Source organism: Serratia sp. 506_PEND (genome assembly GCF_001076875.1).
GTDB classification, from domain to species: domain Bacteria; phylum Pseudomonadota; class Gammaproteobacteria; order Enterobacterales; family Enterobacteriaceae; genus Serratia; species Serratia marcescens.
The window spans coordinates 15025-39002 of sequence record NZ_JVEL01000425.1 but is presented as its reverse complement, the minus strand read 5'-3'; the positions used below and the strand labels follow the sequence as shown (position 1 = coordinate 39002).

Here is a 23978-nt window from a genome sequence, read left to right as displayed (position 1 = left end):
CCATTCGTTTTTCTGCCTCCGAATGGCTTATATAAACCGCGGTGCCGTTTCTTAGCGTTCAAGGGCGGCATCCACCCTTTCACGCAGCGCTTGCTCCACGAACATCGCCTCTACGTCCATTTCAGGTTTATTCCGCTGTTCCATTTCCATCTCCTCCATTGAGATAGCGTCAAGTCACGAATCAGTTACACCAACCCCATACCCACCACGCCGGTCAGCACGCCGCACAGCGCCACCAGCGCCGCCGTCAGGCACAGCGCCCGGGCGGAGAAGGCCTTGTTGAGCATCAGCAGCGAAGGCAGGCTGACCGCCGGCAGGGTCATCAGCAGCGCCAGCGCCGGGCCGGCGCCCATGCCCGCCAGCATCATAGTCTGCACGATCGGGATTTCCGCCGCGGTGGGGATAACGAACAGGCAGCCGACGATCGCCAGGCCTATGATCCACAGCAGGCTATTGTCGACGGCGCCGTCAGCGTGCGGGAACAGCCAGACCCGCGCCGCGCCCAGCGCCAGCACCGCCAGCACATAGATCGGGATGGTCGACCAAAACAGCGCCCACAGCGCTTTGCCCCAGCGGGCAAGGAACGGCCGCTCATCGCTCTGCGCCGTCAGCACCAAAGGCTGCGGCGCGGTGGGCTGCGGATCGTTGGCGGCCACGCGCTGCACCAGCCAGGCTATGCCCAGCACCATCACCACGCCCGCCACCAGACGGATGGCGGCAAACGGCCAGCCGAGCACAAATCCCATAAACACCAGCGTCGCCGGGTTCAGTACCGGGTTAGCGAGCCAAAAGGCCAGCGCAGCGCCGCTGGACACCGACTGGCGGCGCATGCCGGCGGCAACCGGTGCGGCGCAGCAGGTGCACATCATGCCCGGCAGCGCGATCAGCGCCCCCAGCACGGTACCGGAAAAACGCCGGTGGCCGAGCGTGCGCGCCAGCCAGTCGCGCGGGATCAGCACCTGCACCAGCGAGCCTAACAGCACCCCGAGCAGCGCCGCCTTCCATACCGCGGTGAAGTAGACCAGCGCGTACTGCCAGGCCGCCAGCCAGGGGCTCGCGGCGCCGTCGGCCAGGATAGATTTGCCGATCGAGTGGCTGTCCGCCGCCACGAAGGCCTTGCCGTAGTAAGGCTGCCATTTGACGTAGTAGAGGCCAACCGCCACCACCAGCAGAAACAGGATCGGTTTCCACAGCGGCCAGGCGCGTGGGGCGTGTTCAGGGGCGTTCAGAGATTGCGGCATGGTAGCGGCCAGAGTCAGTCAACAGTGGCGCCAGCATAGCGCGCCGCCGCCGCCCGTGCACGCCCGCGCTGTCCTAAATAGTTCATCTGTTCGCCACCGACGCGTAACGCGATTGTCATCTGCGCCCGTCACCATGATGCCGACGAGAAAACCACAGGGTAGACGCCCGATGAAACGCACCGCTTCCGCCTTCATCGCACCGCCATCGGCATGACGAGGTTTTTATTATGATGGAGTTATCTAGACATCCGACCACTTACCCCACCCGCTATCAGCAGATCGCCGCGCAGCTGGAACAGGAGCTGCGCACGCAGTACCGCTGCGGCGACTACCTGCCTTCGGAACAGCAGCTGGCCGAGCGTTATCAGGTCAATCGCCACACCCTGCGCCGCGCGGTGGATCAGCTGGTGGAGCGCGGCTGGCTGCAGCGCCGCCACGGCGTCGGCATTCTGGTGTTGATGCGGCCTTACGACTACCCGCTGCACGCCAATACCCGCTTCAGCCAGAACCTGTTCGAACAGGGCAGCCATCCCACCAGTGAGCGCTTACTCGCTGTCTTGCGCCCGTGCAATGGGCATGTCGCCAGCGCACTCTCGCGTGAAGAAGGCGAAATGGTGATCCACCTGCGCACCCTGCGCCGGGTCAACGGCGTGCCGATGAGCGTGATCGACCATTATCTGCCCGATCTGGACTGGTGGCCGGCGCTGCAGCAGTTCCACAGCGGTTCGCTGCACCAGTTTATCGAACAGCACCTGCAGCAGCCGCTGACCCGCCGCCAGACGCGCATCAGCGCGCGCCGCGCGCAGGCCAAAGAGAGCCGGCTGCTGGAGATCGCCACCCACGCGCCGCTGCTGTGCGTGCGCACCCTTAACGTCCGCAGCGGCGGCGAAGACGTGGCGGAATACTCCGTCAGCCTGGCCCGCGCCGACATGATTGAACTGACGATGGAGCACTGAATGCACGCCTTAGAGTCGAGACAACGCTGGATGTCGGTGCTGGCGCACAGCCGGCCCGAGCAGCTGCGCAGCCACTGGCAGGCGCTGAACCTCAGCCCGGGTTACCGCAGCATCCGCGCGCCGGAGATCGGCCTGGCCCAGCTGCAGGGGCGCATGGGCGCCACCGGCCGCCGCTTCGTGCTGGGGGACATGACGGTCACCCGCGCGGTGGTGCAGCTGGACAACGGCGGCTACGGCTACAGCTATATCGCCGGGCGCGACAAGGCGCACGCCGAGCTGTGCGCGCTGGCCGATGCGCTGCTGCAACAGCCGGAACACGGCGAACGCCTGCAACAACAGCTGATCGCGCCGCTGGCCGCGCTGCAGCACGAACAGCGCCAGCTGCGCGCCCGGGCGATCGCCGCCAGCCGGGTGGACTTCTTTACGCTGGTGCGAGGGGATTAAGCCATGAGTTTATTGACCGGTTTTGAACAACCGATAGACCAATCGCAGCACGCTTTCCGTTTGATTCTTAAAGCCTTGAGCGAACCGGGCCACCGGGTGACGCTGCCGGGCGGCCCGGCCTGGGCGCCGCTGAACGCCGCCAGCACCGCCACGCTGCTGACGCTGGCCGATCAGGAAACGCCGCTGCAGCTGTGCGCTGCGCTTAAAAGTGAGCGAGTGCTAACAAACATTCGTTTTCACAGCGGCGCGCCGCTGGCCGCCACGGCGCAGGAGGTCTGTTTTGCCCTGTTCGATGAGCACGTGCAGGCCGCCGATCTGCAGGCGTTGCCACACGGCACTGAAATCTCGCCGGAATGCGGCGCCACGGTCATCGTGCAGCTCGCCGAGCTGGAGAATGGCGCCGCGCTGCGCCTGACCGGCCCCGGCATCGAGAAGCAACGCCTGATAGCGCCGCGCCTGCCGCCGGCGCTGCTGGATTATCTGGTCAACCGTCCGCAGCGCTTCCCGCTGGGGCTGGATATTTTGCTGACCTGCGGCGATCGCCTGCTGGCGATCCCGCGGACCACCCGCGTGGAGGTGTGCTGATGTACGTAGCGGTAAAAGGGGGCGAAAAAGCCATTGAGGCCGCCCATCAGCTGCAGGAACAGCTGCGGCGCGGCGACGAGGCGCTGCCGGCGATCGGCGCGGAACAAATCGAACAGCAGCTGGGGCTGGCGGTAGATAGGGTGATGACCGAAGGCGGCATCTACGATCGCGAGCTGGCGGCGCTGGCCATCAAACAGGCCAGCGGCGATCTGGTGGAGGCAATCTTCCTGCTGCGCGCCTATCGCACCACCCTGCCGCGCCTGGCGGTCAGCGAGCCGCTGGCCAGCGAAAGCATGCGGCTGGAGCGGCGCATCTCGGCGGTTTACAAGGACTTGCCCGGCGGGCAGGTGCTGGGGCCGACCTATGACTACACCCACCGGCTGCTGGATTTCGCGCTGCTGGCGGAAGGCGAGGCGCCGCGCGGGCCGCAGGCCGACGAACCGCTGCCGGACAACTGCAGCCACGTGTTCGATCTGCTGTGTCGCCAGCAGCTGGCGCGGGAGGAACAGGACGACGGCAGTACGCCGGACGACATCACCCGCAACCCGCCGGTTTACCCCTGCTCGCGCTCGGCGCGCCTGCAGCAGCTGGTGCGCGGCGACGAAGGTTTTCTGCTGGCGCTCGGCTACGCCACCCAGCGCGGCTACGGCCGCAACCACCCGTTCGCCGGCGAGATCCGCACCGGCCACGTTTCTGTGGAGATCGTGCCTGAAGAGCTGGGTTTCGCCATCGATATCGGCGAAATCCTGCTGACCGAGTGCGAAATGGTCAACGGGTTCGTCGATCCCAAGGACCACCCGCCGCACTTCACCCGCGGTTACGGGCTGGTGTTCGGCCGCGCCGAGCGTAAGGCGATGGCGATGGCGTTGGTGGATCGCGCATTGCAGAGCTCGGACTACGGCGCAGGCGTCGCCAGCCCGGCGCAGGACGAAGAGTTCGTGCTGGCCCACGCCGACAACGTCGAGGCCGCCGGCTTCGTCTCCCATCTCAAGCTGCCGCACTACGTCGACTTCCAGGCCGAACTGGAACTGCTCAAGCGGCTGCGGCAGGAATACAGCGAGCGTCAGGAGGCCCGCGATGAGTGAAGTATTGACCGGCTATAACCTCGGTTATCTGGACGAGCAGACCAAGCGCATGATCCGCCGCGCCATCCTGAAGGCGGTGGCGATCCCCGGCTATCAGGTGCCGTTCGGCGGCCGCGAGATGCCGATGCCCTACGGCTGGGGCACCGGCGGCATTCAGCTCACCGCCAGCGTCATCGGCCGCGCCGACGTGCTGAAGGTGATCGACCAGGGGGCCGACGACACCACCAACGCGGTATCGATCCGCCGCTTCTTCCAGCGCGTCGCCGGGGTGGCCACCACCGAACGCACGCCGGAGGCCTCGCTGATCCAGACCCGTCACCGCATTCCGGAAACGGCGTTGCGCGAAGACCAGATCCTGATCTATCAGGTGCCGATCCCGGAGCCGCTGCGCTTTATCGAACCGCGCGAAACCGAGACCCGCAAGATGCACGCGCTGGAGGAGTACGGCGTGATGCAGGTGAAGCTGTATGAAGACATCGCGCGCTACGGCCATATCGCCACCACCTATGCCTACCCGGTGAAGGTCAACGATCGCTACGTGATGGATCCGTCGCCGATCCCGAAATTCGACAACCCGAAAATGCACATGATGCCGGCGCTGCAGCTGTTCGGCGCCGGGCGCGAGAAACGCATCTACGCCCTGCCGCCGTTCACCAAGGTGGAGAGCCTGGACTTCGACGACCATCCGTTCAGCGTGCAGCAGTGGGACGAACCCTGCGCGCTGTGCGGCTCGCGCCACAGCTACCTGGACGAGGTGGTGCTCGACGATCGGGGCAACCGCATGTTCGTCTGTTCGGACACCGACTACTGCCGGCAGCAGCTGGCGCAATCTTCGCAAGAGGCGCAGCACTGATGACTTCCACCCCTTTGAGCACCACCCCGCTGCTGTCGGTGAACCGGCTCACCCACCTGTACGCCCCCGGCAAGGGCTTCAGCGACGTGTCGTTCGACATCTACCCCGGTGAAGTGCTGGGCATCGTCGGCGAATCCGGCTCCGGCAAAACCACGCTGCTGAAGTCGATCTCGGCGCGGCTGGCGCCGCAGCGCGGGCAGATCCTTTACCGCCCGCAGGCGGGCCAGGAGCACGACCTGTACGCCATGGCGGAGAGCGATCGCCGCCGCCTGCTGCGCACCGACTGGGGCGTGGTGCACCAGCATCCGCTCGACGGGCTGCGGCCGCAGGTCTCCGCCGGCGGCAACATCGGCGAGCGGCTGATGGCCATCGGCCAGCGCCACTATGGCGACATTCGCCGCCAGGCCGGCCAGTGGCTGGAAGACGTCGAAATCCCGTTGTCGCGCCTCGACGATCTGCCGACCACCTTCTCCGGCGGCATGCAGCAGCGGCTGCAGATCGCCCGCAATCTGGTCACCCACCCCAAGCTGGTGTTTATGGATGAGCCGACCGGCGGGCTGGACGTGTCGGTGCAGGCGCGCCTGCTCGATCTGCTGCGCAATCTGGTGGTGGAGATGCAGCTGGCGGCGGTGATCGTCACCCACGATCTCGGCGTGGCGCGGCTGCTGGCCCACCGCCTGCTGGTGATGAAACAGGGCGAAGTGGTGGAGAGCGGCCTGACCGATCGGGTGCTCGACGATCCGCACCATCCTTACACCCAGCTGCTGGTTTCTTCGGTGCTGTCGTAACCCAAGGCGATAACAGATGACTATGCAAATCCGAGTTGAACATCTCAGTAAAACCTTTGTGCTGCATCAGCAGTACGGCACCCGGCTGCCGGTGCTGCACGACGCCAACCTGACGGTCCACGGCGGCGAATGCGTGGTGCTGCACGGCCACTCCGGCAGCGGCAAATCCACCCTGCTGCGCTCGCTGTACGCCAACTACCTGCCGGACAGCGGCCATATCTGGATCAACCACCAGGGCGACTGGCTGGACATGGTCAGCGCCGACGCGCGCCAGATTCTGGCGGTGCGCCGCCATACGCTGGGCTGGGTCAGCCAGTTCCTGCGGGTGATCCCGCGCATCAGCGCGCTGGAGGTGGTGATGCAGCCGCTGCTGGAACAGGGCATCGAGCGCGCCGAGTGCCGCGACCGCGCCGAAGCGCTGCTCGCTGCGCTCAACGTGCCGCAGCGCCTGTGGCCGCTGGCGCCGTCCACCTTCTCCGGCGGCGAGCAGCAGCGGGTAAACATCGCGCGCGGCTTTATCGTCGATTATCCCATCCTGTTGCTGGATGAACCGACCGCCTCACTCGACAGCCGCAACAGCGCGGCGGTGGTGCAGCTTATCGAACGCGCCAAGGCGCGCGGCGCGGCGATCGTCGGCATTTTCCATGATGAAGGCGTCCGCCGACAGGTCGCCGACCGGCTTTATGACATGCAGGCGCCGCAGGCGCTGGAGGCCCTCTGATGATCGTCAATAACGTTAAGCTGGTGCTGGATGACCAGGTGGTGCAAGGCTCGCTGGAGATGCAGGACGGCGTGATCCGCAGCTTCGCCGACGGCCCGAGCCGGCTGCCGCAGGCGCTGGACGGCGACGGCGGCTGGCTGCTGCCGGGGCTGATCGAGCTGCATACCGACAACCTGGACAAGTTCTTTACCCCGCGCCCGAACGTCGACTGGCCGGCCCATTCGGCGATGAGCAGCCACGACGCGCTGATGGTGGCCAACGGCATCACCACGGTGCTGGACGCGGTGGCGATCGGCGACGTGCGCGACGGCGGCCACCGGCTGGAAAACCTGCAGAAGATGATCGACGCGGTGATCCACAGCCAGCGCGCCGGGGTGAACCGCGCCGAGCACCGGCTGCACCTGCGCTGCGAGCTGCCGCACGAGAGCACGCTGCCGCTGTTCGAACAGCTGATGGACAAGCCGGGCGTGTCGCTGGTGTCGCTGATGGACCACTCGCCGGGCCAGCGCCAGTTCGCCTCGCGCGAAAAGTACCGCGAATATTATCAGGGCAAATACCACCTCAACGATCAGCAGATGAGCGAGTACGAGGCGCAGCAGGTCGCCCTGTCCGCCCGCTGGGCCGCGCCGAACCGCGAGGCGATCGCCGCCCACTGTCGCGCGCGCCGCATCTCGCTGGCCAGCCATGACGACGCCACCGCCGCGCACGTGGCCGAATCCTGCGCGCTGGGCAGCGCCATCGCCGAGTTCCCCACCACCGAGGCGGCCGCCCGCGCTTCGCACCAGCAGGGCCTGCAGGTGCTGATGGGCGCGCCGAACATCGTGCGCGGCGGCTCCCATTCCGGCAACGTGGCGGCGCACCACCTGGCGGCGCTGGGGGTGCTGGATATTCTCTCTTCCGATTATTACCCGGCCAGCCTGCTGGACGCGGCGTTTCGCCTCGCGGCGGACGAGCGCAACGCCTACGATCTGCCCCAGGCGGTGCGCATGATCACCCGCAACCCGGCGCGGGCGCTGGATCTGCAGGATCGCGGCACCCTCGCCGAAGGGCTGCGGGCGGATCTGGTGCTGGCGCGGCCGCACGGCGAGCACGTTTACGTGCAGAACGTGTGGCGTCAGGGCAGGCAGGTGTTCTGATGGCGCGGCTCATCTATCTGATGGGGCCTTCCGGCGCAGGCAAGGACAGCCTGCTGGCCGCGCTGCGGGCCGACGCCGACCGCGCGCCGCTGGTGGCGCACCGTTACATCACCCGGCCGGCGGACGCCGGCTGCGAGAATCACATCGCGCTGAGCGAACCCGAATTTCTGCGCCGCCGCGCCAAGGGGCTGTTCGCGCTCGACTGGCAGGCCCACCAGCAGCGCTACGCGTTCGGGATCGAGGTGGATCTTTGGCTGCTGCAGGGGATCGATGTGGCGGTCAACGGTTCGCGCGCCCACCTGCCGCAGGCGCAGCAGCGCTACGGTGCGCAGCTGCTGCCGGTATGCCTGCAGGTCAACGCCGCGATCCTGCGCCGGCGCCTGCAGGATCGGGGGCGGGAAAGCGCCGAACAGATCGAGCAGCGGCTGGCGCGGGCGGCGGAATATCAGCAGAGTCTGCCCGCCGGCTGCCGGGTGCTGCACAACGACGGCCCACTCGACGATACCCTGGCGGCGCTGCTGGCGCTGCTGCCTACCTCCACCCGACAAGCTCAGGATGCGACGCCATGAACGACTTTGCCCAGCCGAAAATCGGCGACAACGTGACCCTTAACCACACCCGGCTTGGCCAATATGTGCACCTGGCCGACGATGCGATCCTGGAAGAGGTGGAGATGGGGGACTACTCCTACACCGCCGGGCACAACCAGATCTTTTACGCCACTATCGGCAAGTTCGTCTCCATCGCCTCCTATGCGCGCATCAATCCCGGCAACCACCCGACCTACCAGCGCATCGCGCAGCATCACTTCACCTACCGCGCTTCCGAATACGGGCTGGGGGAAGACGACGCGGCGTTCTTCGACTGGCGGCGCGAGCACCACGTCACCGTCGGCCACGACGTGTGGATCGGCCATAACGCCATCCTGATGCCGGGCGTCAGCGTCGGCAACGGCGCGGTGATCGGCAGCGCGGCGGTGGTTACCAAGGACGTGGAGCCTTACAGCATCGTTGCCGGCGTGGCGGCCAAAAAGATCGGCATGCGCTTTGACGACGCGCTGATCGAGCGTATCGAACGCAGCCAGTGGTGGCACTGGGATCACGCTACGCTGCAGGCGCGGCTGGCGGATTTTCGCGACATCAACCGCTTTGCGCAGAAGTACCTTTAACGGAGGGGGAACGATGCAACTGACCTTTCTCGGCACCGGCGGCGCGCAGCAGGTGCCGGTGTTCGGCTGCGACTGCCCGGTCTGCCAACGGGCGCGGCGCGAGCCGGCATTTCGGCGGCGAGCGTGCAGCGCCATGCTTAACTATCAGGGGGAAACGACCTTATTGGATGCGGGATTGCCGGCTTTGGAGCGGCGATTTTCGGCGGGGCAAATTCAACGTTTTTTACTGACACATTACCACATGGATCACGTTCAGGGGTTATTTCCTTTGCGTTGGGGGTGCGGAAATTCCATTCCGGTGTATGGTCCGCCGGATGAACAGGGCTGCGACGACCTGTTCAAACACCCCGGCATTCTGGCGTTTCAGCCGCCGTTGGCCCCCTTCGCCACCGTCGAGCTGGGCGGCATGCGCATCACCCCGCTGCCGCTGCAACACTCCAAACTGACCCACGGCTACCTGATCCAGGCGGCGGGCGCTTCACTGGCCTACCTGACCGACACCGTCGGCCTGCCGCCGGCCACCGCCGACTATCTGCAGAAGGTGGCGCTGGATCTGCTGGTGCTCGACTGCAGCCTGCCGCCTCAGCCGCAGGCGCCGCGCAACCACAACGACCTGACCCGCGCGCAGGAGACGCAGCGGTTGCTGCAGCCCAAACGCACGCTGCTGACGCACATCAGCCATCATCTCGATCGGTGGCTGCTGGACAATGAACTGCCCGCCGGCCTGGAGCTGGCGTTCGATCACCTCAGCGTCAGTCTCGGTAGCAATGCAGCCGATCCGATTCCAGCACCCTGACCCCTTCGCCCGGCGTGAACGCCTGCTGCAGCAGCGTTTGCGCCACATCTTTGGCGGCGACCGCCCGCCATTTGCCGGGCAACAGCCTGAACAGCGGCAGCGTGAGGCGCTCCGTCAGGCGCGGCGCCGGGCGATCCCCCACCAGCATGGAAGGCCGCACCAGCGTCAGGCGCGGCCAGCGCTGTTCGCGCAGCGCCTGCTCCATCTCGCCTTTGGTGCGGTTATACAGGAAAGTGGAATCCGCGTTGGCGCCCAACGCGCTCACCACCAGACAGTGCTGCGCCCCCAACCGGCGGCCGGTCAGCGCGCTCTCCACCACCAGTTGGTAATCGACGTAGCGGAAGGCATCGGCGCTGCCCGCCGCCCGGCGGGTGGTGCCCAGGCAGCAGAACACCAGATCGACCGGCTGCTGCAGGCCGCTCAGCAGTTCGAACAGCGCATCGCCGACCGGATTGGTCAGCTTGCCGTGCGGCGGCAGCGGCGTGCGCGTCGGCGCCACAATGGCCGTAATCTGCGGATCGCTTTGCAACAGCTGCAACAATTCGCGCCCCACCAGCCCGGTTGCGCCGACTAACAGTGCTCGCGCCATGCGATCTCCCGTTGTAATCAATACGTCGACTTAAAGTATAGACCGCGCCCAGTGCAGCTTCTTGCCGAAACCAAGGGTGTTGTCGGTCATCTTCACCTCGTGCAGATCCAACCGCCATACCGAGGCCTTCATCGCCCTGGCGATCGGGAAGCGCTTGCAGTAACGCGCGCGCGCCGCCTCGGCTTCTTCGCCGCTCAGCAGCACCGCCTCGGCGCGGTATTGCACGCCGCGGATCAGCGCGATGCTTTTCGGTTTCGGCGCGATGGTGCCGACCACCCGGCCGTTGTTCAGCATCAGCCCGCCGTGGCGGGTGTGCGGTTCGGTCATCAGCCACAGCGCCATCGTCGCGGCGTCGAACACGTAAAAACAGTTGGCGCACCACATGTCGAGGCCGTCGCCGGCGCACAGCGTCAAGACGTGTTGCTTGCCGATGAAATCCGCAATCTGCTGCCGTTGTTCTGGGGTATTCAAGGTTACTCGCCTCCCTGTTCACTCACTTCATCTTACCCTGCGTTGTTGAAGCGAGTCACAAATAACGATAATCATCAAAAAACAAAATTGAATATAAAAACGCAATAAATGCATTTTTATTAACTTAAGCCCGAAGCGGATTTATAACATAAAAAATACAAGACGGATTTATTTGATCGTTATGCAACCGGTTAATCGAGCGATTTTATTGTTCTCATCCTGGCGACACGCAAATTTAGCGCACACGTCCGGCATCGATTAGCAATTTATTTACATACCCAGTTGACTCCCTGAACACGGTTTATGCAATTCACTGCATAACTTATGAATAGTTATTTATCAAAACCGGCATTTATGTGACTTTAATCACGATTTTTAGCCCGCCTTGCGTTAAAATAGCGCCATCTTTTCACTCAGCAAGGTGGATTAGAAAATGGAAAACAATAACCGAAAAATGGCGCACATCAGGCGCACAACCCATATTATGATGATGGCTCATCGCAGCTGCTTTAGCTTCGCATTCTTCAACTACAGATAACCCTCTCCCCTCGCTCTTACGCCGTTGATAAGAGTGTCATTGCGTTTTTACTTATTCTCCGCACGCCGGTGATAATATCTCTTTCTCGCTAACCGGGAAGGACACGCAATTCATTTTTAATTTCGGCCAAGCGCACCCAAGCTAAATAAAACAGTGAACACGGTTAATGCCTTTTGGCATCACTGGGTTCTCGCACACCTTTATTTTCGTGAAGGCGTTAGCGGCAAATGGAATTATTTGCCGGCGGACTGCCTTTGCCTGAAGAATGAGAAAAATGAAAAAATTAAAAATTGCCGCCAACACCCAAACCCTCGGCTGCTTTGAAACCGAACGCGACATCGTCGATGTGCACCACAGCGATTTCAATGACGTCGCCGCCATCGTGCTGTCGGTGGAGGACGTCGCGCAAGGCATGGTGGCGCGCATCGAAGAACACGGCCTGAACATTCCGCTGTTCGTCGCCGTCTGCTGCGAAGAAGAGCTGGATAACGCCGTCTTGCCGGCGCTGCACGGTGTGTTTGAACTGTGCGGCAAGAATACCCAGTTCTACGGCAAACAGCTGGAGGCCGCCGCCGCCAAATATGAGAGCGAACTGCTGCCGCCGTTCTTCAACACGCTGACGCAATACGTAGAAATGGGCAACGCCACTTTCGCCTGCCCCGGCCACCAGGGCGGCGAGTTCTTCCGCAAACATCCGGCGGGCCGCCAGTTCTTCGACTTCTACGGCGAAACGCTTTTCCGCTCCGACATGTGCAACGCCGACGTCAAACTGGGCGATCTGTTGATCCACGAAGGCGCGCCTTGCGCCGCGCAGCAGCACGCCGCCAAGGTGTTCAACGCCGACAAGACCTACTTCGTGCTCAACGGCACCTCGGCCTCGAACAAGGTGGCGACCAATGCCCTGCTGACGCGCGGCGATCTGGTGCTGTTCGACCGCAACAACCATAAATCCAACCACCACGGCGCGTTGATCCAGGCCGGCGCCACGCCGGTTTATCTTGAAACCGCGCGCAACCCGTTCGGCTTTATCGGCGGCATCGACGCGCACTGCTTCGACGAACGCTACCTGCGCCAACAGATCCGCGAAGTGGCGCCGGAACGCGCCAACGAAGCCCGCCCGTTCCGCCTGGCGATCATCCAGCTCGGCACCTACGACGGCACCATCTACAACGCCCGCCAGGTGGTCGACAAGATTGGCCACCTGTGCGATTACATCCTGTTCGACTCCGCCTGGGTGGGCTATGAGCAGTTCATTCCGATGATGAAAGACTGCTCGCCGCTGCTGCTGGAGCTGAACGAAAACGATCCCGGCATCATCGTCACCCAGTCAGTGCACAAACAGCAGGCCGGCTTCTCGCAAACCTCGCAGATCCACAAAAAAGACAAGCATATCAAGGGGCAGAGCCGCTACTGCAACCACAAGCGCTTCAACAACGCCTTTATGCTGCACGCCTCCACCAGCCCGTTCTATCCGCTGTTCGCCGCGCTGGACGTCAACGCCAAGATGCACGAGGGCAAGAGCGGCCAGCGCCTGTGGCAAGAGTGCGTGCGCGTGGGCATCGAAGCGCGCAAAATGCTGCTGGATACCTGCACGATGATCAAACCGTTCGTGCCGGATCAGATCGACGGCAAGCCGTGGCAGGCCTATGACACCGCGGCGATGGCCAACGATCTGCGCTTCTTCAACTTCGTGCCCGGCGAGAAGTGGCACGCCTTTGAGGGCTATGCCGAGTCGCAGTACTTCGTCGATCCATGCAAGCTGCTGCTCACCACGCCGGGCATCGATACCGCCACCGGCAGCTACAGCGAGTTCGGCATCCCGGCGACCATTCTGGCCAACTACCTGCGCGAAAACGGCATCGTGCCGGAAAAATGCGATCTCAACTCGATCCTGTTCCTGCTGACGCCGGCGGAAGACATCGCCAAGATGCAGCACCTGGTGGCCCTGATCGCCCGCTTCGAGAAGCACATCGAGCAAAACTCCCTGCTCAGCGAGGTGCTGCCTGCGGTCTATAAAAACCACCAGCAGCGCTACAAAAACTACACCATCCGCCAGTTGTGCCAGGAAATGCACGATCTTTACGTCAGCTATGACGTTAAAAAACTGCAAAAAGAGATGTTCCGCAAAAGTTATTTCCCGCGCGTGGTAATGAATCCGCAGGATGCCAATACCGAGTTCGTGCGCGGCAATGTGGAATTGGTGTCGCTGGCCAAGGCCGAGGGCCGCATCGCCGCCGAAGGCGCCCTGCCTTACCCGCCTGGCGTGCTGTGCGTGGTTCCCGGTGAAATTTGGGGCGGCGCCGCGCAGCGTTATTTCCTGGCACTGGAAGAAGGCATCAATTTATTGCCGGGGTTCGCGCCGGAATTGCAGGGCGTTTATATCCAACAGGATGAGGACGGCTGGAACCGCGCTTACGGCTACGTCATGAAAAATTAATCACCTTACGGGGCGGCGATTATTCTCGCCGCCCGGATCGCATCCTAAAAGAGAAAATGATCATGAGTAAGTCCAATAATAAAATGGGGGTCGTGCAATTAACGATCCTGACCGCCGTGAATATGATGGGTTCCGGCATAATTATGCTGCCGACCAAGCTGGCCGAAGTAGGCACGATTTCGATCGTTTCCTGGCTGGTGACCGCCGTCGGCTCGATGGCGCTGGCCTACGCCTTCGCCAAATGCGGCATGTTCAGCCGTAAATCCGGCGGCATGGGCGGCTACGCCGAATACGCCTTCGGTAAATCAGGCAACTTCATGGCGAACTACACCTACGGCGTTTCGCTGCTGATCGCCAATATCGCCATCGCCATTTCCGCCGTCGGCTACGGCACCGAGCTGTTCGACACCACGCTCAGCCCGCTCGGGATCTGTATCGCCACCATCGGCGTGCTGTGGCTGGCGACCGTCGCCAACTTCGGCGGCGCGCGCATCACCGGCAAAATCAGCGGCATCACCGTCTGGGGCGTGATCATTCCGGTGGTGGGCATCTCGGTCATCGGCTGGTACTGGTTCAGCGGCAGCGCCTATGTCGCCGCCTGGAACCCGCATCAGGTGCCGACCTTCGAAGCCATCGGCGCCTCGATCTCAATGACCCTGTGGGCGTTCCTGGGGCTGGAATCCGCTTGCGCCAACACCGACGTGGTGGAAAATCCGGAGCGCAACGTGCCGATCGCCGTACTGGGCGGCACCCTCAGCGCGGCGGTGATCTATATCATTTCGACCAACGTGATCGCCGGCATCGTGCCGAACATGGATCTGGCCAACTCCACCGCCCCGTTCGGGCTGGCGTTCTCCCACATGTTCAACCCGACGGTCGGCAAGATCATCATGGCGTTGATGGTCATGTCCTGCGTCGGCTCGCTGCTCGGCTGGCAGTTCACCATCGCTCAGGTGTTCAAATCCTCCGCCGACAGCGGCTTCTTCCCGAAAATCTTCTCCAAGCTGAGCAAGGCCGACGCGCCAGTTAAAGGCATGCTGACCATCGTCGTCATCCAGAGCGGTTTGTCGCTGATGACCATCAGCCCGTCGCTGAACAAGCAGTTCAACGTGCTGGTGAACCTGGCGGTGGTGACCAACATCATCCCTTACATCCTGTCGATGGCGGCGCTGGTGATTATTCAGAAAGTGGCGAAGGTGCCGGACAACAAGGCGCGCATCGCCAATATCATCGCCGGCATCGGCGCGCTGTACAGCTTCTATGCGCTCTACAGCTCCGGTGAAGAAGCGATGATGTGGGGCGCCATCGCCACCTTCCTCGGCTGGACGCTGTACGGCATCGTTTCGCCGCGCTTCGAGCTGGCGGGAAAAAAGGGGTAAAGCGGTAAGGCTCCGGCGGCCGGGGATAGGATTGTGATGGGGCGCAATATCACCTCATCACAACCCTGGCCAGCCGACGCTCTCTGTCGCCCACGCCGCTCTAGTGACTGGAATGATTCACTCTCTTTCTTGCTCTCGGGCTTTATTATCAGTAAATCCAAGCCACCACGCATAATCCCTGTTCACTACCGCCATTCATAAATAAAAAGCATCAAAACATCATTGATACCGCTTATATAAATCCATTTAAAACAGCGTTCTCGCTTCGTCACCCCATGTGCGCCAGCGCCTTCGCCATGAATAAAAACCTTTATTTAATATGGCGTTAGGATAATCAATGCCGTTTTACAGGGACTTTATTTCCCGAACGCCTAAGCACTTTCTATCATCTGCTCTGCTTTCCGGCGGTGCTATGATCATCGTTGATTTACAACCAATCACCGGCTCATCATCGGAATAAACGGCCAATTATTCACCCCGGAAGTCACGTGACGAGGTTTATATGAAAAACAATGAAAAACTCATTGTGAAAGCAGAAGAGACTCAACTGCCAAAAGATGTGGTTTATGCATTCTTGATGAACACGGCAAAGGAAGACGTCACCAATGCCGCCATGCGTCTTATCGATGAAAACGCGGTTTATACTTCCCTGAACTTTGAAAACAAAGAGCTCAAACAGATCGAGCCCTGGGCGGGCACTTCTCAAGGGCGACAGGTTTACATCGACACCTTTTCAAATGTCGGCACTTACTGGGAGATAAACGACTTCACGATCGGTGACATTCTTGCCGACGGAGGCACCGTGGCCGTATTTGGTCAATTCACCTATACCTCAGTAGCGTTAGGCCATCAGTTCACCTCTCCTTTCGCAATAAAAGCGCAGGTCAAAGACGGAAAAATCGTTTATTTCCAGTTTATGGAAGACACCTATGCTTCCGCGGCTTCATTCCGCGTCAGTGGCGAGTGGACAATTCAGCATCATAAAGGGGAAGAAAACAAATTTACCGTGGGTGTAAAATAATCCCTTATCGTCAAGACGGAATAAACAAACCGTTCCGCCAGTGGTGAAATCCATCGTTAAATCGTGACAAAATAGAGATGCCGCGCTTAGCTATGGCGGCCTGATGTCATCTCTACCCTTGCACAGGACCCCAATGATGGACTTGCCCCACTGGTATCTCTATATGCTGCGTTTACCGAGCGGCATGCTGTATACCGGCATCACCACCGACGTGGCGCGCCGCCTGGCGCAGCATCAGGCCGGCAAAGGCGCCAAGGCGCTGCGCGGCAAAGGGGAATTGACGCTGGCGTTTCACTGCCCGGTGGGGGATCGCTCAACGGCGCTGAAGCTGGAATACCGCGTCAAACAGCTGAGCAAAATACAAAAAGAGCGGCTGGTGAATCACCCGCCGCTGTCGTTGGAGTATTTGTTGCCGGGCGCTAGAAGCGATTAAACGGCGCCGAAAAAGCCACTTCGCCGCTGACGCCATTCAGGGCGTCTTCCGCCAGCGGATACACCTGGAATGCGCTTTCCGTCTCCGGCCAGCGGCAGTGCAGGCCATAGGCGGCGGCCGGTTTAAAGCCGAAGCGGCCGTAGTAGGCCGGATCGCCCAGCACCACCACCGCGGCGTAGCTGAATTCGTTCAGCGAATCCAGGCCTTCGTACACCAGCTTTTCAGCCAGCCCCTGGCGACGCAGGCTTTCGTCTACCGCCAGCGGCGCCAGCGCCACCCATTGGCGGTCTTCGCCGGCCACGTCTACCGGGCTGAACGCGGCGTAACCCACTACCCCGCCTTCGTCGTCAGTGGCGACCACGCCCAGCGTCAGCAGGCCGTCTTCACGCAGCTGCTGCACCAGATCGGCTTCGTCGTCGCGGCCAAAGGCGCGGCGCAGCAAGGCGTCAATGCCCGCCGCGTCTACCGGGATCTCTACGCGGATCAGCATGATACCGCCACACGGGAAACCGACGCCGTGCCCTCCTGCAGCCCTGCTTCGACAAAATCAGCCAACTGCAGCAGCCCCATGCGCAGCGGCGCAGGCATGCTTTCCAGCTCGATGGCGTCCATCAAATTTTTCACATACAGGCCCAATTCGGTATCCCCTTCAATCTGCAGCCGACGCTGAAAGAACAGCGTATCCGGATCTTGCTTGCGCGCCGCGATCAGGATCAGATCGTTGGCGTCGCCGCTGAAGCTGACGTCCGCTTCGGCGTGCTGGCTGACCACCAGTTTGTCGTTTTCTACCGTCATAAACCAGTGTAGCGCCAGATCGCGAACTTCGATCTTCAACCAGCGCGATTCGAGAAATTCCAGCTCGCCATCCGCCAACGCCTGGCGGAACTGCCAGCTCAGCACCTGTTGCAGCAACTGGCGCTGCAGGGCGAACGGCGTGAATTTCAGCGGGATGCGCAGCAGCGACGGCCCCTGGCGCACAAGGCGTGCTCGTAGTTGTTCCAACACGGTCATCCACTCCTTTCAATACGGACTACCGCTATTTTGCCACACTGGCGCGCGGCTTCAGCGGTCTATATCAACAAATAGTGCATTTCACCGCCATGTTTATCAATACGCCATAAGCTGCCCCAAATCAAAACCTGTGTGCGCCCCTTTGCCTAAAATGGCCTCCCCGATTCGCGTTTGCCGGCGGAACACCGCCGCCGGCAACCTTTAAAGACAGCGTGCGCCCGGCCGGGCGTACGGCTAAGCCAGGATAAATCTATGGAGCTGCTTTGTCCCGCCGGCAACCTGCCGGCCCTGAAGGCCGCGGTGGATAACGGCGCCGACGCCGTTTACATCGGTCTGAAAGACGATACCAACGCGCGCCACTTCGCCGGCCTCAACTTCACCGAGAAAAAGCTGCAGGAAGCGGTCGATTACGTGCATCGCCACGGCCGCAAACTGCATATCGCCATCAACACCTTCGCCCATCCCGACGGCTACGCCCGCTGGCAGCGCGCGGTGGATATGGCGGCCCAACTGGGCGCCGACGCCCTGATTCTGGCGGATCTGGCGATGCTGGAATATGCCGCCCAACGCTACCCGCAGTTGGAGCGACACGTTTCGGTGCAGGCTTCCGCCACCAACGAGGAAGCGATCCGTTTCTACCAACGCAACTTCGAGGTCGGCCGGGTGGTGCTGCCGCGCGTGCTGTCGATGCACCAGGTGAAACAGCTGGCGCGCACCAGCCCGGTGCCGCTGGAAGTGTTCGCTTTCGGCAGCCTGTGCATCATGGCCGAGGGGCGCTGCTACCTCTCCTCCTACCTGACCGGCGAGTCGCCGAACACCGTCGGCGCCTGTTCGCCGGCGCGTTTCGTGCGCTGGCAGCAAACCCCGCAGGGCATGGAGTCGCGCCTGAACGACGTGCTGATCGACCGCTACCAGGACCATGAAAACGCCGGTTACCCGACGCTGTGCAAGGGCCGCTATCTGGTGGACGACGTGCGCTACCACGCGCTGGAAGAGCCCACCAGCCTCAATACGCTGGAGCTGCTGCCGGCGCTGCTGGCCGCCAACATCGCCTCGGTGAAGATCGAAGGCCGCCAGCGCAGCCCGGCTTACGTCAGCCAGGTGGCGCGCGTCTGGCGCCAGGCGATAGATCGTTGTCAGGCCGATCCGGCCGCCTATCGCGCCGACGCCGCCTGGATGGAGACGCTGGGCGCGATGTCCGAAGGCACCCAAACCACGCTGGGCGCCTATCACCGCAAATGGCAGTAGCCGGAGGAAACATGAAATACGCACTGGGGCCGGTGCTCTACTACTGGCCGAAAAACGACATCGCGGCGTTCTATCAACAGGCGGCGGAGAGCAGCGCCGACATCATTTACCTCGGCGAGAGCGTCTGCACCAAGCGGCGCGAGATGAAGGTCGGCGATTGGCTGGCGCTGGCGCGTGAAATCGCCCGCAGCGGCAAGCAGGTGGTGATCTCCACGTTGGCACTGCTGCAGGCGCCGTCCGAACTGAATGAGCTGAAACGCTATGTGGAGAACGGCGAGTTTCTGTTTGAAGCCAACGACCTGGGCGCGGTCAACATGGCGGCGGAGCGCGGTCTGCCGTTCGTCGCCGGCCATGCGCTGAACTGCTACAACGCCTATACCCTGCGCCTGCTGCGCCGCCAGGGCATGATGCGCTGGTGCATGCCGGTCGAGCTGTCACGCGACTGGCTGGCCAACCTGCTGACGCAGTGCGACGAACTGGGCTTCCGCCACGACTTCGAAGTGGAGGTGCTGAGCTACGGCCACCTGCCGCTGGCCTATTCGGCGCGCTGCTTCACCGCACGCTCGGAAAACCGCGGCAAGGACGAGTGCGAAACCTGCTGCATCAAGTATCCGCAGGGTCGCATGATGCGCTCCCAGGAACAGCAGCAGGTGTTCGTGCTCAACGGCATCCAGACCATGAGCGGCTACTGCTACAACCTTGGCAACGAGCTGCCGAGCATGCAAGGGCTGGTGGACATCGTGCGGCTATCGCCGCAGGGCGCCGAGACGCTGGCGCAAATCGACGCCTTCCGCGCCAACGAGTATGGCGAGCAGCCGCTGACTTTGACCGACCACGCCGACTGCAACGGTTACTGGCGCCGCGTGGCGGGACTGGAGTTGGTGTCTTAGCGAGGTAAGCGCCGGCGGCGGACGCTGCCGGCACTGTTTATTTATCAAGATTAATGCGATCATTTCTACCGTGGAACCAATGGAATAAACTTACACACATCAGGCAGCAGCTTCTGATACCAAAATACGTGAAAACCGCGATGGCCGCATCTACCAAATGTTCTCCGTATGAAACAATACTCAATGAGGAGAACGAGATAAGTAACATACTCAACGTTAGCGCCATCATATTACAAAGCGGGTTTAAAAGACGCCCGTTAACCATAACCCACCCTCTATTTTTGACACTCTAAAAGCGATTGACTCATTACCAGCGACATTGCCCATTAGCGCTATTGGCGTTTTTATTCCCGCCCAAGGCACCACCGTTATTCTTATTATTCCCGGCTGGGCTGTTATCTGCGCAAGAGACCGCCCCCATTAAGCCACCGGCAACGGCCATGCCGACCATCCCAGGCGGGCCGCCGGAAAAACCGGTAAATGCGCCAATGATAATGCCCATTCCAACCTGATTGGCACAAGAGTTTGGCGCACCTCTGCTTGGCCTATCACGATCGCCGCCGTTATTTCCATCGCCACAACCGCCAATCAGTTTCATCTCGTCAAATGTAAGCATTCTTATTGTTGACATATTATTCCATCCATTAAATAACACGTTATAGATAAAATTAACGTCAACCATTAACTCCCTAAGCAGGTCGACAATTACAATTACCAAAGTCAAAATAAGAAATCAAATTAAAATAAGAGTGAACATCCCACTAAATAAATCACCTTAACCATATCAATAATACGAAATAATAAAGGCGCCGAAAATGGCGCCTTTATTTATCTCCTACGCCCGCCGCTTCCTGAACATCCCGCGCAGCGCCACGCTGTTGCGCAAGAAACCGACGCCGAAGCCCAGCAGGGTGTAGACCACGCCGAGCACCAGCATCATCATCACATCGCCCCACACTTCATTCAGCGACAGCCCCATCTGGTTGACGCCGGCGATCGCCTTGGTGCCCCAGGTGGAGGGAATGCTGTACGAGATGGCGCGCACCCAGGCCGGCATCGACTGCAGCGGCCAGATGGTGCCGGACAGGTAGAATACCGGCGTCGTGATGAACGCCAGCGTCAAGTAGATCATCTCGACGCTGCGCAGGCACTCGGTCACCAGCTTGCCCAGCCCCAATACCGCCAGCAGGAACGGGAAGGTCAGCAGCAGCAGTTCGGCGATGTTCGCCGTCTGCCGATAGCCCAATACCCACGGCCACAGCACGAACAGCACGATCGACAGGAACAGCCAGATCGGCAGCAGCGCCGTCAGCCCGCCGAGGTGCGCCGCCAGGGGCGCCTTGCCGCCGGGCATGCTCTTCATGGCGATATTGACGCGGATACAGGCGATCAGCAGCGAGTGCTGCAACAGCATCACCAGCAGGCCGGGGAAGATGATCGCCGCGAAGCTGATGCCGGGGTTGAACACGTCCAGCGTTTGCCCCAGTATCGGCGTCAGCAGTATCTGCGCCTGCCGTTCGCTGAAGCCGCTGCGCAGCAGCAGCCCGTTGTTGTACTCCGTCAGCAGCTGCTGGTAGGCCGCCACCACGTCTTGTTGGATCTGGCCGTTAGCCAGGCGGTTGGTGGCGTCGCCGTAGACCGGCACCACGATGTTCTGCCCGCTGAGGATCTTCTTCTCCAGATCCACCGGCATGATGATCACCGCAAACAGCTTGCGCCAGCTGAGATCGCGCTGCGCCTGTTCCAGGCTGTCGTAGGTTTCAATCGCGATCTTGGAGGTGGCGTCCAGTTGGCGGATCAGCTGGCGGCTGGCGGTGCTGTGATCCTGATCGACCACCCCCACCGGCAGATCCCACACCGTGCGGTTGGCGTACACCAGGCTCATGATGCACAGCGACAGGATCAGCATCAGCCACACCGGCCGCTCCAGCATGCCGAGCAGCACCTTAACGAAGGTTTGCCAATAGAGCTTCATCCGGCGTTCCCCTCTTTTGCCAGCCGCGCCGGCAGGCGATTGCGCACCAGCAGCGCGGCCACCAGCGGATAGACCGCCAGCNCACGCTGAAGATGGCGCTGGCGTGCACCTGCCGCAGGAACACGTCGAACATCGCGTACAGCGCGTGGGTCAGCGGTTCGATGTTGGAAATGATGCGCGCCGGCAGCGGCATCGACAGCTCAGGCACCGCCATGCCGGAGAAGGTCATCGCGATACTGACCAAAATACCGATCAGGCTGTAGGCGGTGATGGTGCTGCCGGTAAAGGTGTACAGCAGCAAGCCGATACTCTGCGCCGCCATCACGTAGAACAGGCCAATCATCAGCATAAACAGCGGGTTGCCGCTGACGCGGGCGTCAAAGATGCCTACCAGCGCCGCGATCTCGACCATCAGCAGGGTGGTGAAACACAGCGTGTACGGCGCCAGCTTGCCGAGCAGCGCCAGGCTGAACGGCTTGGCCTGCAGCAGCGACTTGCTGCGCGCCAGCACATAGATCATGCAGGTCACCGCGAACAGCTGCAGCAGGTGGATGGTGGCGGCGAACTGCTGGTAATAGATATAGCTGCCGCTGGCGTTGAACAGGCTGCCGTAGGAGAGCGTCACGTCCGCCAACGGCGGCAGGGTTTTACCCATCTCGGTGGCGATGATGCTGCGGGTGCTGGCGTTGATTTCGTTCATCAGGCCGCCGAAGTCCTGAGTGGAGTACAGCCCGGCGCCGTAGAACAACGCATTGTAGTACATCACCACGCTCGGCTGTTTGCCCGACAGCGCGTTGGCCTCAAGATCCGGCGGGATATACAGCAGCGCGTAATCCTGCGCGCTGCGCAGGCGGCTAAGTGACTCCGGCAGCCCGCCGCCGTAAGCCTCGACGTGGGCGTGCGAACCGGCGTCCAGCCGGCGCGTCAGCGATTTGGACAGCGGGCTGTGATCGCTGTCCACCACCGAGACCGGCAGATCGAGCAGCGTGCCTTCGGAGAAGTTGCTGCTGATCAGCGCAAACAGGATCAGCGGAAAGATCCAGCTCAGCCAGTGCACCACCGGGCTGCGAAAGGCGACGCGACACTCTTTGTCGAACGCGTGACTGAAGCAGCGCCAGCCGGCCCTTACTCTTTCCATTGCCATAAGGTGCTCATCCCCGGACGCAGGCCGTCCACCGGCTGTGACGGATACAGGCGCACTTCGAAGGTTTTCAGGTCGAAGTCGCCGGTGGCGCGGGTGGCGCGTTTGGTGGCGTAATCCCCCAGCGGCGCGATGTAGCGCACCTCGGTGTCGATCATTTTGTCCTTCAGCGCCGGCACCCGCAGCTTGACCTTGTCGCCTTTGCGCACGTGGGCCAGGATGTCTTCACGCAGGTTAAACACGAAGTAGGCGTCCGGCACCCGGATCAACGTCACCAGCGGGCTGCCGGCGTTCAGCAATTCGCCCACTTCGGCCGGGATCGGCCCCACTTCACCGTCCACCGGCGCTTTCACCTGCAGATCGTCGCTCTGCGCCTGGATCTGCAGCAGGTTCTCTTCCGCCGCCCGCAGCGCCGCCGCATATTGCTGCCGCTGCTCGACGCGGTCGCCGTTGATGCCTTCATCCAGGTTGGCCTTGGCGGCCTGCACCTGCTGGAAGGCGGTGTCGCGCGACCGGCGCGAAGCGTCCAGCTCGGACTTCGAGATATAGCCCTTGCCGGCCACGCTCAGGTTACGGTTATAGTCGTTTTGCGCATTGCGGTACTGCGCCTCTGCCTGCGCCAGGTTGGCGCGCAGGTTGCGGATGCTCTCTTCACGGGTGCCGTGCAGCGACAGCTCGAGCTGCGCTTTGGCCTCGTCGCGCGTCGCCTGCGCGGAACGCAGCTGCGCCATCATTTCGGGGCTGTCGAGTTGGATGATCAGTTGGCCGCTTTTCACGTCGTCGCCGCGTTCGATCAGGCGTTCAACGACTCGGCCTTTCGCCTTGGATGCGACGATCACTTCGGGGGCATCCACTTCACCCTGCAGTAACAGATCCTGATTGTGCGCGCGGAACAGGATCGCCAATGCGATCGCCGCCAACATCAGCAACAGGGTAAACAGCGTCTTTTTTTTCATTATGTCAGCTCCCGGAACGGTAAGCGGCGGGCGGGGATCATCATTTCCATGTCTCAAATTGCTCCAAAAAACACCATTGCACTCATGAGGATATCACAAGCACATATCTCCTCTTT

At 61.7% G+C, this 23978-nt stretch carries 26 protein-coding genes and 1 pseudogene; 18 read left to right on the top strand and 9 right to left on the bottom strand.

Going from position 1 to position 23978, the window contains the following annotated elements:
- Positions 1–185 precede the first annotated feature (185 nt).
- Positions 186–1241: a permease gene (locus ADK28_RS16205; RefSeq protein ID WP_048796091.1), complete on the bottom strand. Its 1056-nt coding sequence runs from the start codon at positions 1239–1241 to the stop codon at positions 186–188.
- 227 nt (positions 1242–1468) lie between these two features.
- Here ADK28_RS16205 and phnF point away from each other — a divergent pair, with 227 nt between their 5' ends.
- From phnF to phnP, 11 genes are read left to right on the top strand one after another with little or no spacing between them, the layout of a single operon-like run.
- Positions 1469–2197: a phosphonate metabolism transcriptional regulator PhnF gene (gene phnF / locus ADK28_RS16200; protein ID WP_015376439.1), complete on the top strand. Its 729-nt coding sequence runs from the start codon at positions 1469–1471 to the stop codon at positions 2195–2197.
- The gene (gene phnG, locus ADK28_RS16195; protein ID WP_016929298.1) at positions 2198–2641 is read left to right on the top strand and encodes a phosphonate C-P lyase system protein PhnG; all 444 of its coding nucleotides are present in this window, start codon (positions 2198–2200) and stop codon (positions 2639–2641) included.
- Positions 2642–2644: 3 nt separating this feature from the next.
- The gene (phnH, locus tag ADK28_RS16190; protein ID WP_048796090.1) at positions 2645–3226 is read left to right on the top strand and encodes a phosphonate C-P lyase system protein PhnH; all 582 of its coding nucleotides are present in this window, start codon (positions 2645–2647) and stop codon (positions 3224–3226) included.
- On the top strand, positions 3226–4311 hold the full coding sequence (locus ADK28_RS16185) for a carbon-phosphorus lyase complex subunit PhnI (RefSeq protein ID WP_048796089.1): 1086 nt from the start codon (positions 3226–3228) through the stop codon (positions 4309–4311). Before phnH ends, ADK28_RS16185 begins: the two co-directional genes overlap by 1 nt.
- Entirely contained in the window at positions 4304–5164 is an 861-nt protein-coding gene (locus ADK28_RS16180) for an alpha-D-ribose 1-methylphosphonate 5-phosphate C-P-lyase PhnJ (RefSeq protein ID WP_048796088.1), read from the top strand. Before ADK28_RS16185 ends, ADK28_RS16180 begins: the two co-directional genes overlap by 8 nt.
- A complete protein-coding gene (gene phnK / locus ADK28_RS16175) occupies positions 5164–5952 on the top strand; it encodes a phosphonate C-P lyase system protein PhnK (protein WP_033636845.1) in 789 nt (262 codons plus the stop codon). The genes ADK28_RS16180 and phnK overlap by 1 nt, the downstream gene beginning before the upstream one ends.
- Positions 5953–5968: 16 nt before the next feature.
- A complete protein-coding gene (gene phnL, locus ADK28_RS16170; protein WP_048796087.1) occupies positions 5969–6673 on the top strand; it encodes a phosphonate C-P lyase system protein PhnL in 705 nt (234 codons plus the stop codon).
- Positions 6673–7809 carry an alpha-D-ribose 1-methylphosphonate 5-triphosphate diphosphatase gene (gene phnM, locus ADK28_RS16165; RefSeq protein ID WP_048796086.1) on the top strand — a complete coding sequence of 379 codons (1137 nt, stop codon included), beginning with the start codon at positions 6673–6675 and terminating at the stop codon, positions 7807–7809. Before phnL ends, phnM begins: the two co-directional genes overlap by 1 nt.
- The gene (gene phnN, locus ADK28_RS16160) at positions 7809–8378 is read left to right on the top strand and encodes a ribose 1,5-bisphosphokinase (protein ID WP_048796085.1); all 570 of its coding nucleotides are present in this window, start codon (positions 7809–7811) and stop codon (positions 8376–8378) included. Before phnM ends, phnN begins: the two co-directional genes overlap by 1 nt.
- Positions 8375–8977: a DapH/DapD/GlmU-related protein gene (locus ADK28_RS16155; RefSeq protein ID WP_048796084.1), complete on the top strand. Its 603-nt coding sequence runs from the start codon at positions 8375–8377 to the stop codon at positions 8975–8977. The genes phnN and ADK28_RS16155 overlap by 4 nt, the downstream gene beginning before the upstream one ends.
- A 13-nt stretch (positions 8978–8990) precedes the next feature.
- Positions 8991–9773, top strand: coding sequence for a phosphonate metabolism protein PhnP (phnP, locus tag ADK28_RS16150; RefSeq protein ID WP_048796083.1), 783 nt, complete (start codon positions 8991–8993; stop codon positions 9771–9773).
- Here the strand turns inward: phnP and ADK28_RS16145 are convergent.
- Both ADK28_RS16145 and ADK28_RS16140 read right to left on the bottom strand, forming a co-directional pair.
- Positions 9730–10362 carry an NAD(P)H-binding protein gene (locus ADK28_RS16145; protein WP_033638891.1) on the bottom strand — a complete coding sequence of 211 codons (633 nt, stop codon included), beginning with the start codon at positions 10360–10362 and terminating at the stop codon, positions 9730–9732. The two genes, phnP and ADK28_RS16145, sit on opposite strands and share 44 nt — an antisense overlap.
- A gap of 30 nt (positions 10363–10392) precedes the next feature.
- Positions 10393–10833, bottom strand: coding sequence for a YhbP family protein (locus ADK28_RS16140; protein ID WP_015376428.1), 441 nt, complete (start codon positions 10831–10833; stop codon positions 10393–10395).
- Between the two features lie 433 nt (positions 10834–11266).
- Between ADK28_RS16140 and speFL the strand changes: the two genes are divergently transcribed.
- The 5 genes from speFL to ADK28_RS16120 all read left to right on the top strand — a co-directional run bounded on the left by speFL (position 11267) and on the right by ADK28_RS16120 (position 16641).
- Positions 11267–11371: a leader peptide SpeFL gene (gene speFL / locus ADK28_RS30130; protein ID WP_004933443.1), complete on the top strand. Its 105-nt coding sequence runs from the start codon at positions 11267–11269 to the stop codon at positions 11369–11371.
- Positions 11372–11645: 274 nt separating this feature from the next.
- Entirely contained in the window at positions 11646–13808 is a 2163-nt protein-coding gene (gene speF / locus ADK28_RS16135; RefSeq protein ID WP_048796082.1) for an ornithine decarboxylase SpeF, read from the top strand.
- 62 nt (positions 13809–13870) lie between these two features.
- The gene (gene potE / locus ADK28_RS16130; RefSeq protein ID WP_025305085.1) at positions 13871–15187 is read left to right on the top strand and encodes a putrescine-ornithine antiporter; all 1317 of its coding nucleotides are present in this window, start codon (positions 13871–13873) and stop codon (positions 15185–15187) included.
- A gap of 502 nt (positions 15188–15689) precedes the next feature.
- Positions 15690–16208, top strand: a complete 519-nt coding sequence (locus ADK28_RS16125; protein WP_004933453.1) for a nuclear transport factor 2 family protein — start codon at positions 15690–15692, stop codon at positions 16206–16208.
- A gap of 136 nt (positions 16209–16344) precedes the next feature.
- Positions 16345–16641 carry a GIY-YIG nuclease family protein gene (locus ADK28_RS16120; protein WP_033634297.1) on the top strand — a complete coding sequence of 99 codons (297 nt, stop codon included), beginning with the start codon at positions 16345–16347 and terminating at the stop codon, positions 16639–16641.
- Here ADK28_RS16120 and ADK28_RS16115 read toward each other — a convergent pair.
- Complete coding sequence (locus tag ADK28_RS16115; protein WP_016929312.1) at positions 16628–17131, bottom strand: GNAT family N-acetyltransferase; 504 nt, start codon at positions 17129–17131, stop codon at positions 16628–16630. The genes ADK28_RS16120 and ADK28_RS16115 overlap by 14 nt on opposite strands.
- Positions 17125–17646: a ubiquinone anaerobic biosynthesis accessory factor UbiT gene (ubiT, locus tag ADK28_RS16110; RefSeq protein ID WP_028127577.1), complete on the bottom strand. Its 522-nt coding sequence runs from the start codon at positions 17644–17646 to the stop codon at positions 17125–17127. The genes ADK28_RS16115 and ubiT overlap by 7 nt, the downstream gene beginning before the upstream one ends.
- Positions 17647–17904: 258 nt before the next feature.
- Between ubiT and ubiU the strand changes: the two genes are divergently transcribed.
- Both ubiU and ADK28_RS16100 read left to right on the top strand, forming a co-directional pair.
- On the top strand, positions 17905–18900 hold the full coding sequence (gene ubiU, locus ADK28_RS16105) for a ubiquinone anaerobic biosynthesis protein UbiU (protein ID WP_033638895.1): 996 nt from the start codon (positions 17905–17907) through the stop codon (positions 18898–18900).
- Between the two features lie 11 nt (positions 18901–18911).
- On the top strand, positions 18912–19790 hold the full coding sequence (locus ADK28_RS16100) for a U32 family peptidase (RefSeq protein ID WP_033638898.1): 879 nt from the start codon (positions 18912–18914) through the stop codon (positions 19788–19790).
- 307 nt (positions 19791–20097) lie between these two features.
- Here ADK28_RS16100 and ADK28_RS31580 read toward each other — a convergent pair whose 3' ends face one another.
- The 4 genes and pseudogenes from ADK28_RS31580 to ADK28_RS16085 form a co-directional block, all read right to left on the bottom strand.
- Positions 20098–20472, bottom strand: coding sequence for a hypothetical protein (locus ADK28_RS31580; protein WP_152929704.1), 375 nt, complete (start codon positions 20470–20472; stop codon positions 20098–20100).
- A 153-nt stretch (positions 20473–20625) separates the two neighbouring features.
- Positions 20626–21765: an ABC transporter permease gene (locus ADK28_RS16095; RefSeq protein WP_025305062.1), complete on the bottom strand. Its 1140-nt coding sequence runs from the start codon at positions 21763–21765 to the stop codon at positions 20626–20628.
- A pseudogene (locus ADK28_RS16090) lies at positions 21762–22909 on the bottom strand (ABC transporter permease). Before ADK28_RS16090 ends, ADK28_RS16095 begins: the two are co-directional and overlap by 4 nt.
- Entirely contained in the window at positions 22891–23862 is a 972-nt protein-coding gene (locus tag ADK28_RS16085) for an HlyD family secretion protein (protein ID WP_048796081.1), read from the bottom strand. The pseudogene ADK28_RS16090 and the gene ADK28_RS16085 overlap by 19 nt, the downstream one beginning before the upstream one ends.
- Positions 23863–23978 lie beyond the last annotated feature (116 nt).

Excerpts from the sequence above, each read along its gene's own strand:
- ADK28_RS16205 (WP_048796091.1), bottom strand. The coding sequence starts at position 1,241 with ATGCCGCAATCTCTGAACGCCCCTGAACACGCCCCACGCGCCTGGCCG.
- phnF (WP_015376439.1), top strand. The coding sequence starts at position 1,469 with ATGATGGAGTTATCTAGACATCCGACCACTTACCCCACCCGCTATCAG.
- phnG (WP_016929298.1), top strand. The coding sequence starts at position 2,198 with ATGCACGCCTTAGAGTCGAGACAACGCTGGATGTCGGTGCTGGCGCAC.
- phnH (WP_048796090.1), top strand. The coding sequence starts at position 2,645 with ATGAGTTTATTGACCGGTTTTGAACAACCGATAGACCAATCGCAGCAC.
- ADK28_RS16185 (WP_048796089.1), top strand. The coding sequence starts at position 3,226 with ATGTACGTAGCGGTAAAAGGGGGCGAAAAAGCCATTGAGGCCGCCCAT.
- ADK28_RS16180 (WP_048796088.1), top strand. The coding sequence starts at position 4,304 with ATGAGTGAAGTATTGACCGGCTATAACCTCGGTTATCTGGACGAGCAG.
- phnK (WP_033636845.1), top strand. The coding sequence starts at position 5,164 with ATGACTTCCACCCCTTTGAGCACCACCCCGCTGCTGTCGGTGAACCGG.
- phnL (WP_048796087.1), top strand. The coding sequence starts at position 5,969 with ATGACTATGCAAATCCGAGTTGAACATCTCAGTAAAACCTTTGTGCTG.
- phnM (WP_048796086.1), top strand. The coding sequence starts at position 6,673 with ATGATCGTCAATAACGTTAAGCTGGTGCTGGATGACCAGGTGGTGCAA.
- phnN (WP_048796085.1), top strand. The coding sequence starts at position 7,809 with ATGGCGCGGCTCATCTATCTGATGGGGCCTTCCGGCGCAGGCAAGGAC.
- ADK28_RS16155 (WP_048796084.1), top strand. The coding sequence starts at position 8,375 with ATGAACGACTTTGCCCAGCCGAAAATCGGCGACAACGTGACCCTTAAC.
- phnP (WP_048796083.1), top strand. The coding sequence starts at position 8,991 with ATGCAACTGACCTTTCTCGGCACCGGCGGCGCGCAGCAGGTGCCGGTG.
- ADK28_RS16145 (WP_033638891.1), bottom strand. The coding sequence starts at position 10,362 with ATGGCGCGAGCACTGTTAGTCGGCGCAACCGGGCTGGTGGGGCGCGAA.
- speFL (WP_004933443.1), top strand. The coding sequence starts at position 11,267 with ATGGAAAACAATAACCGAAAAATGGCGCACATCAGGCGCACAACCCAT.
- speF (WP_048796082.1), top strand. The coding sequence starts at position 11,646 with ATGAAAAAATTAAAAATTGCCGCCAACACCCAAACCCTCGGCTGCTTT.
- potE (WP_025305085.1), top strand. The coding sequence starts at position 13,871 with ATGAGTAAGTCCAATAATAAAATGGGGGTCGTGCAATTAACGATCCTG.
- ADK28_RS16125 (WP_004933453.1), top strand. The coding sequence starts at position 15,690 with ATGAAAAACAATGAAAAACTCATTGTGAAAGCAGAAGAGACTCAACTG.
- ADK28_RS16120 (WP_033634297.1), top strand. The coding sequence starts at position 16,345 with ATGGACTTGCCCCACTGGTATCTCTATATGCTGCGTTTACCGAGCGGC.
- ADK28_RS16115 (WP_016929312.1), bottom strand. The coding sequence starts at position 17,131 with ATGCTGATCCGCGTAGAGATCCCGGTAGACGCGGCGGGCATTGACGCC.
- ubiU (WP_033638895.1), top strand. The coding sequence starts at position 17,905 with ATGGAGCTGCTTTGTCCCGCCGGCAACCTGCCGGCCCTGAAGGCCGCG.
- ADK28_RS16100 (WP_033638898.1), top strand. The coding sequence starts at position 18,912 with ATGAAATACGCACTGGGGCCGGTGCTCTACTACTGGCCGAAAAACGAC.
- ADK28_RS31580 (WP_152929704.1), bottom strand. The coding sequence starts at position 20,472 with ATGGTTGACGTTAATTTTATCTATAACGTGTTATTTAATGGATGGAAT.
- ADK28_RS16095 (WP_025305062.1), bottom strand. The coding sequence starts at position 21,765 with ATGAAGCTCTATTGGCAAACCTTCGTTAAGGTGCTGCTCGGCATGCTG.
- ADK28_RS16085 (WP_048796081.1), bottom strand. The coding sequence starts at position 23,862 with ATGAAAAAAAAGACGCTGTTTACCCTGTTGCTGATGTTGGCGGCGATC.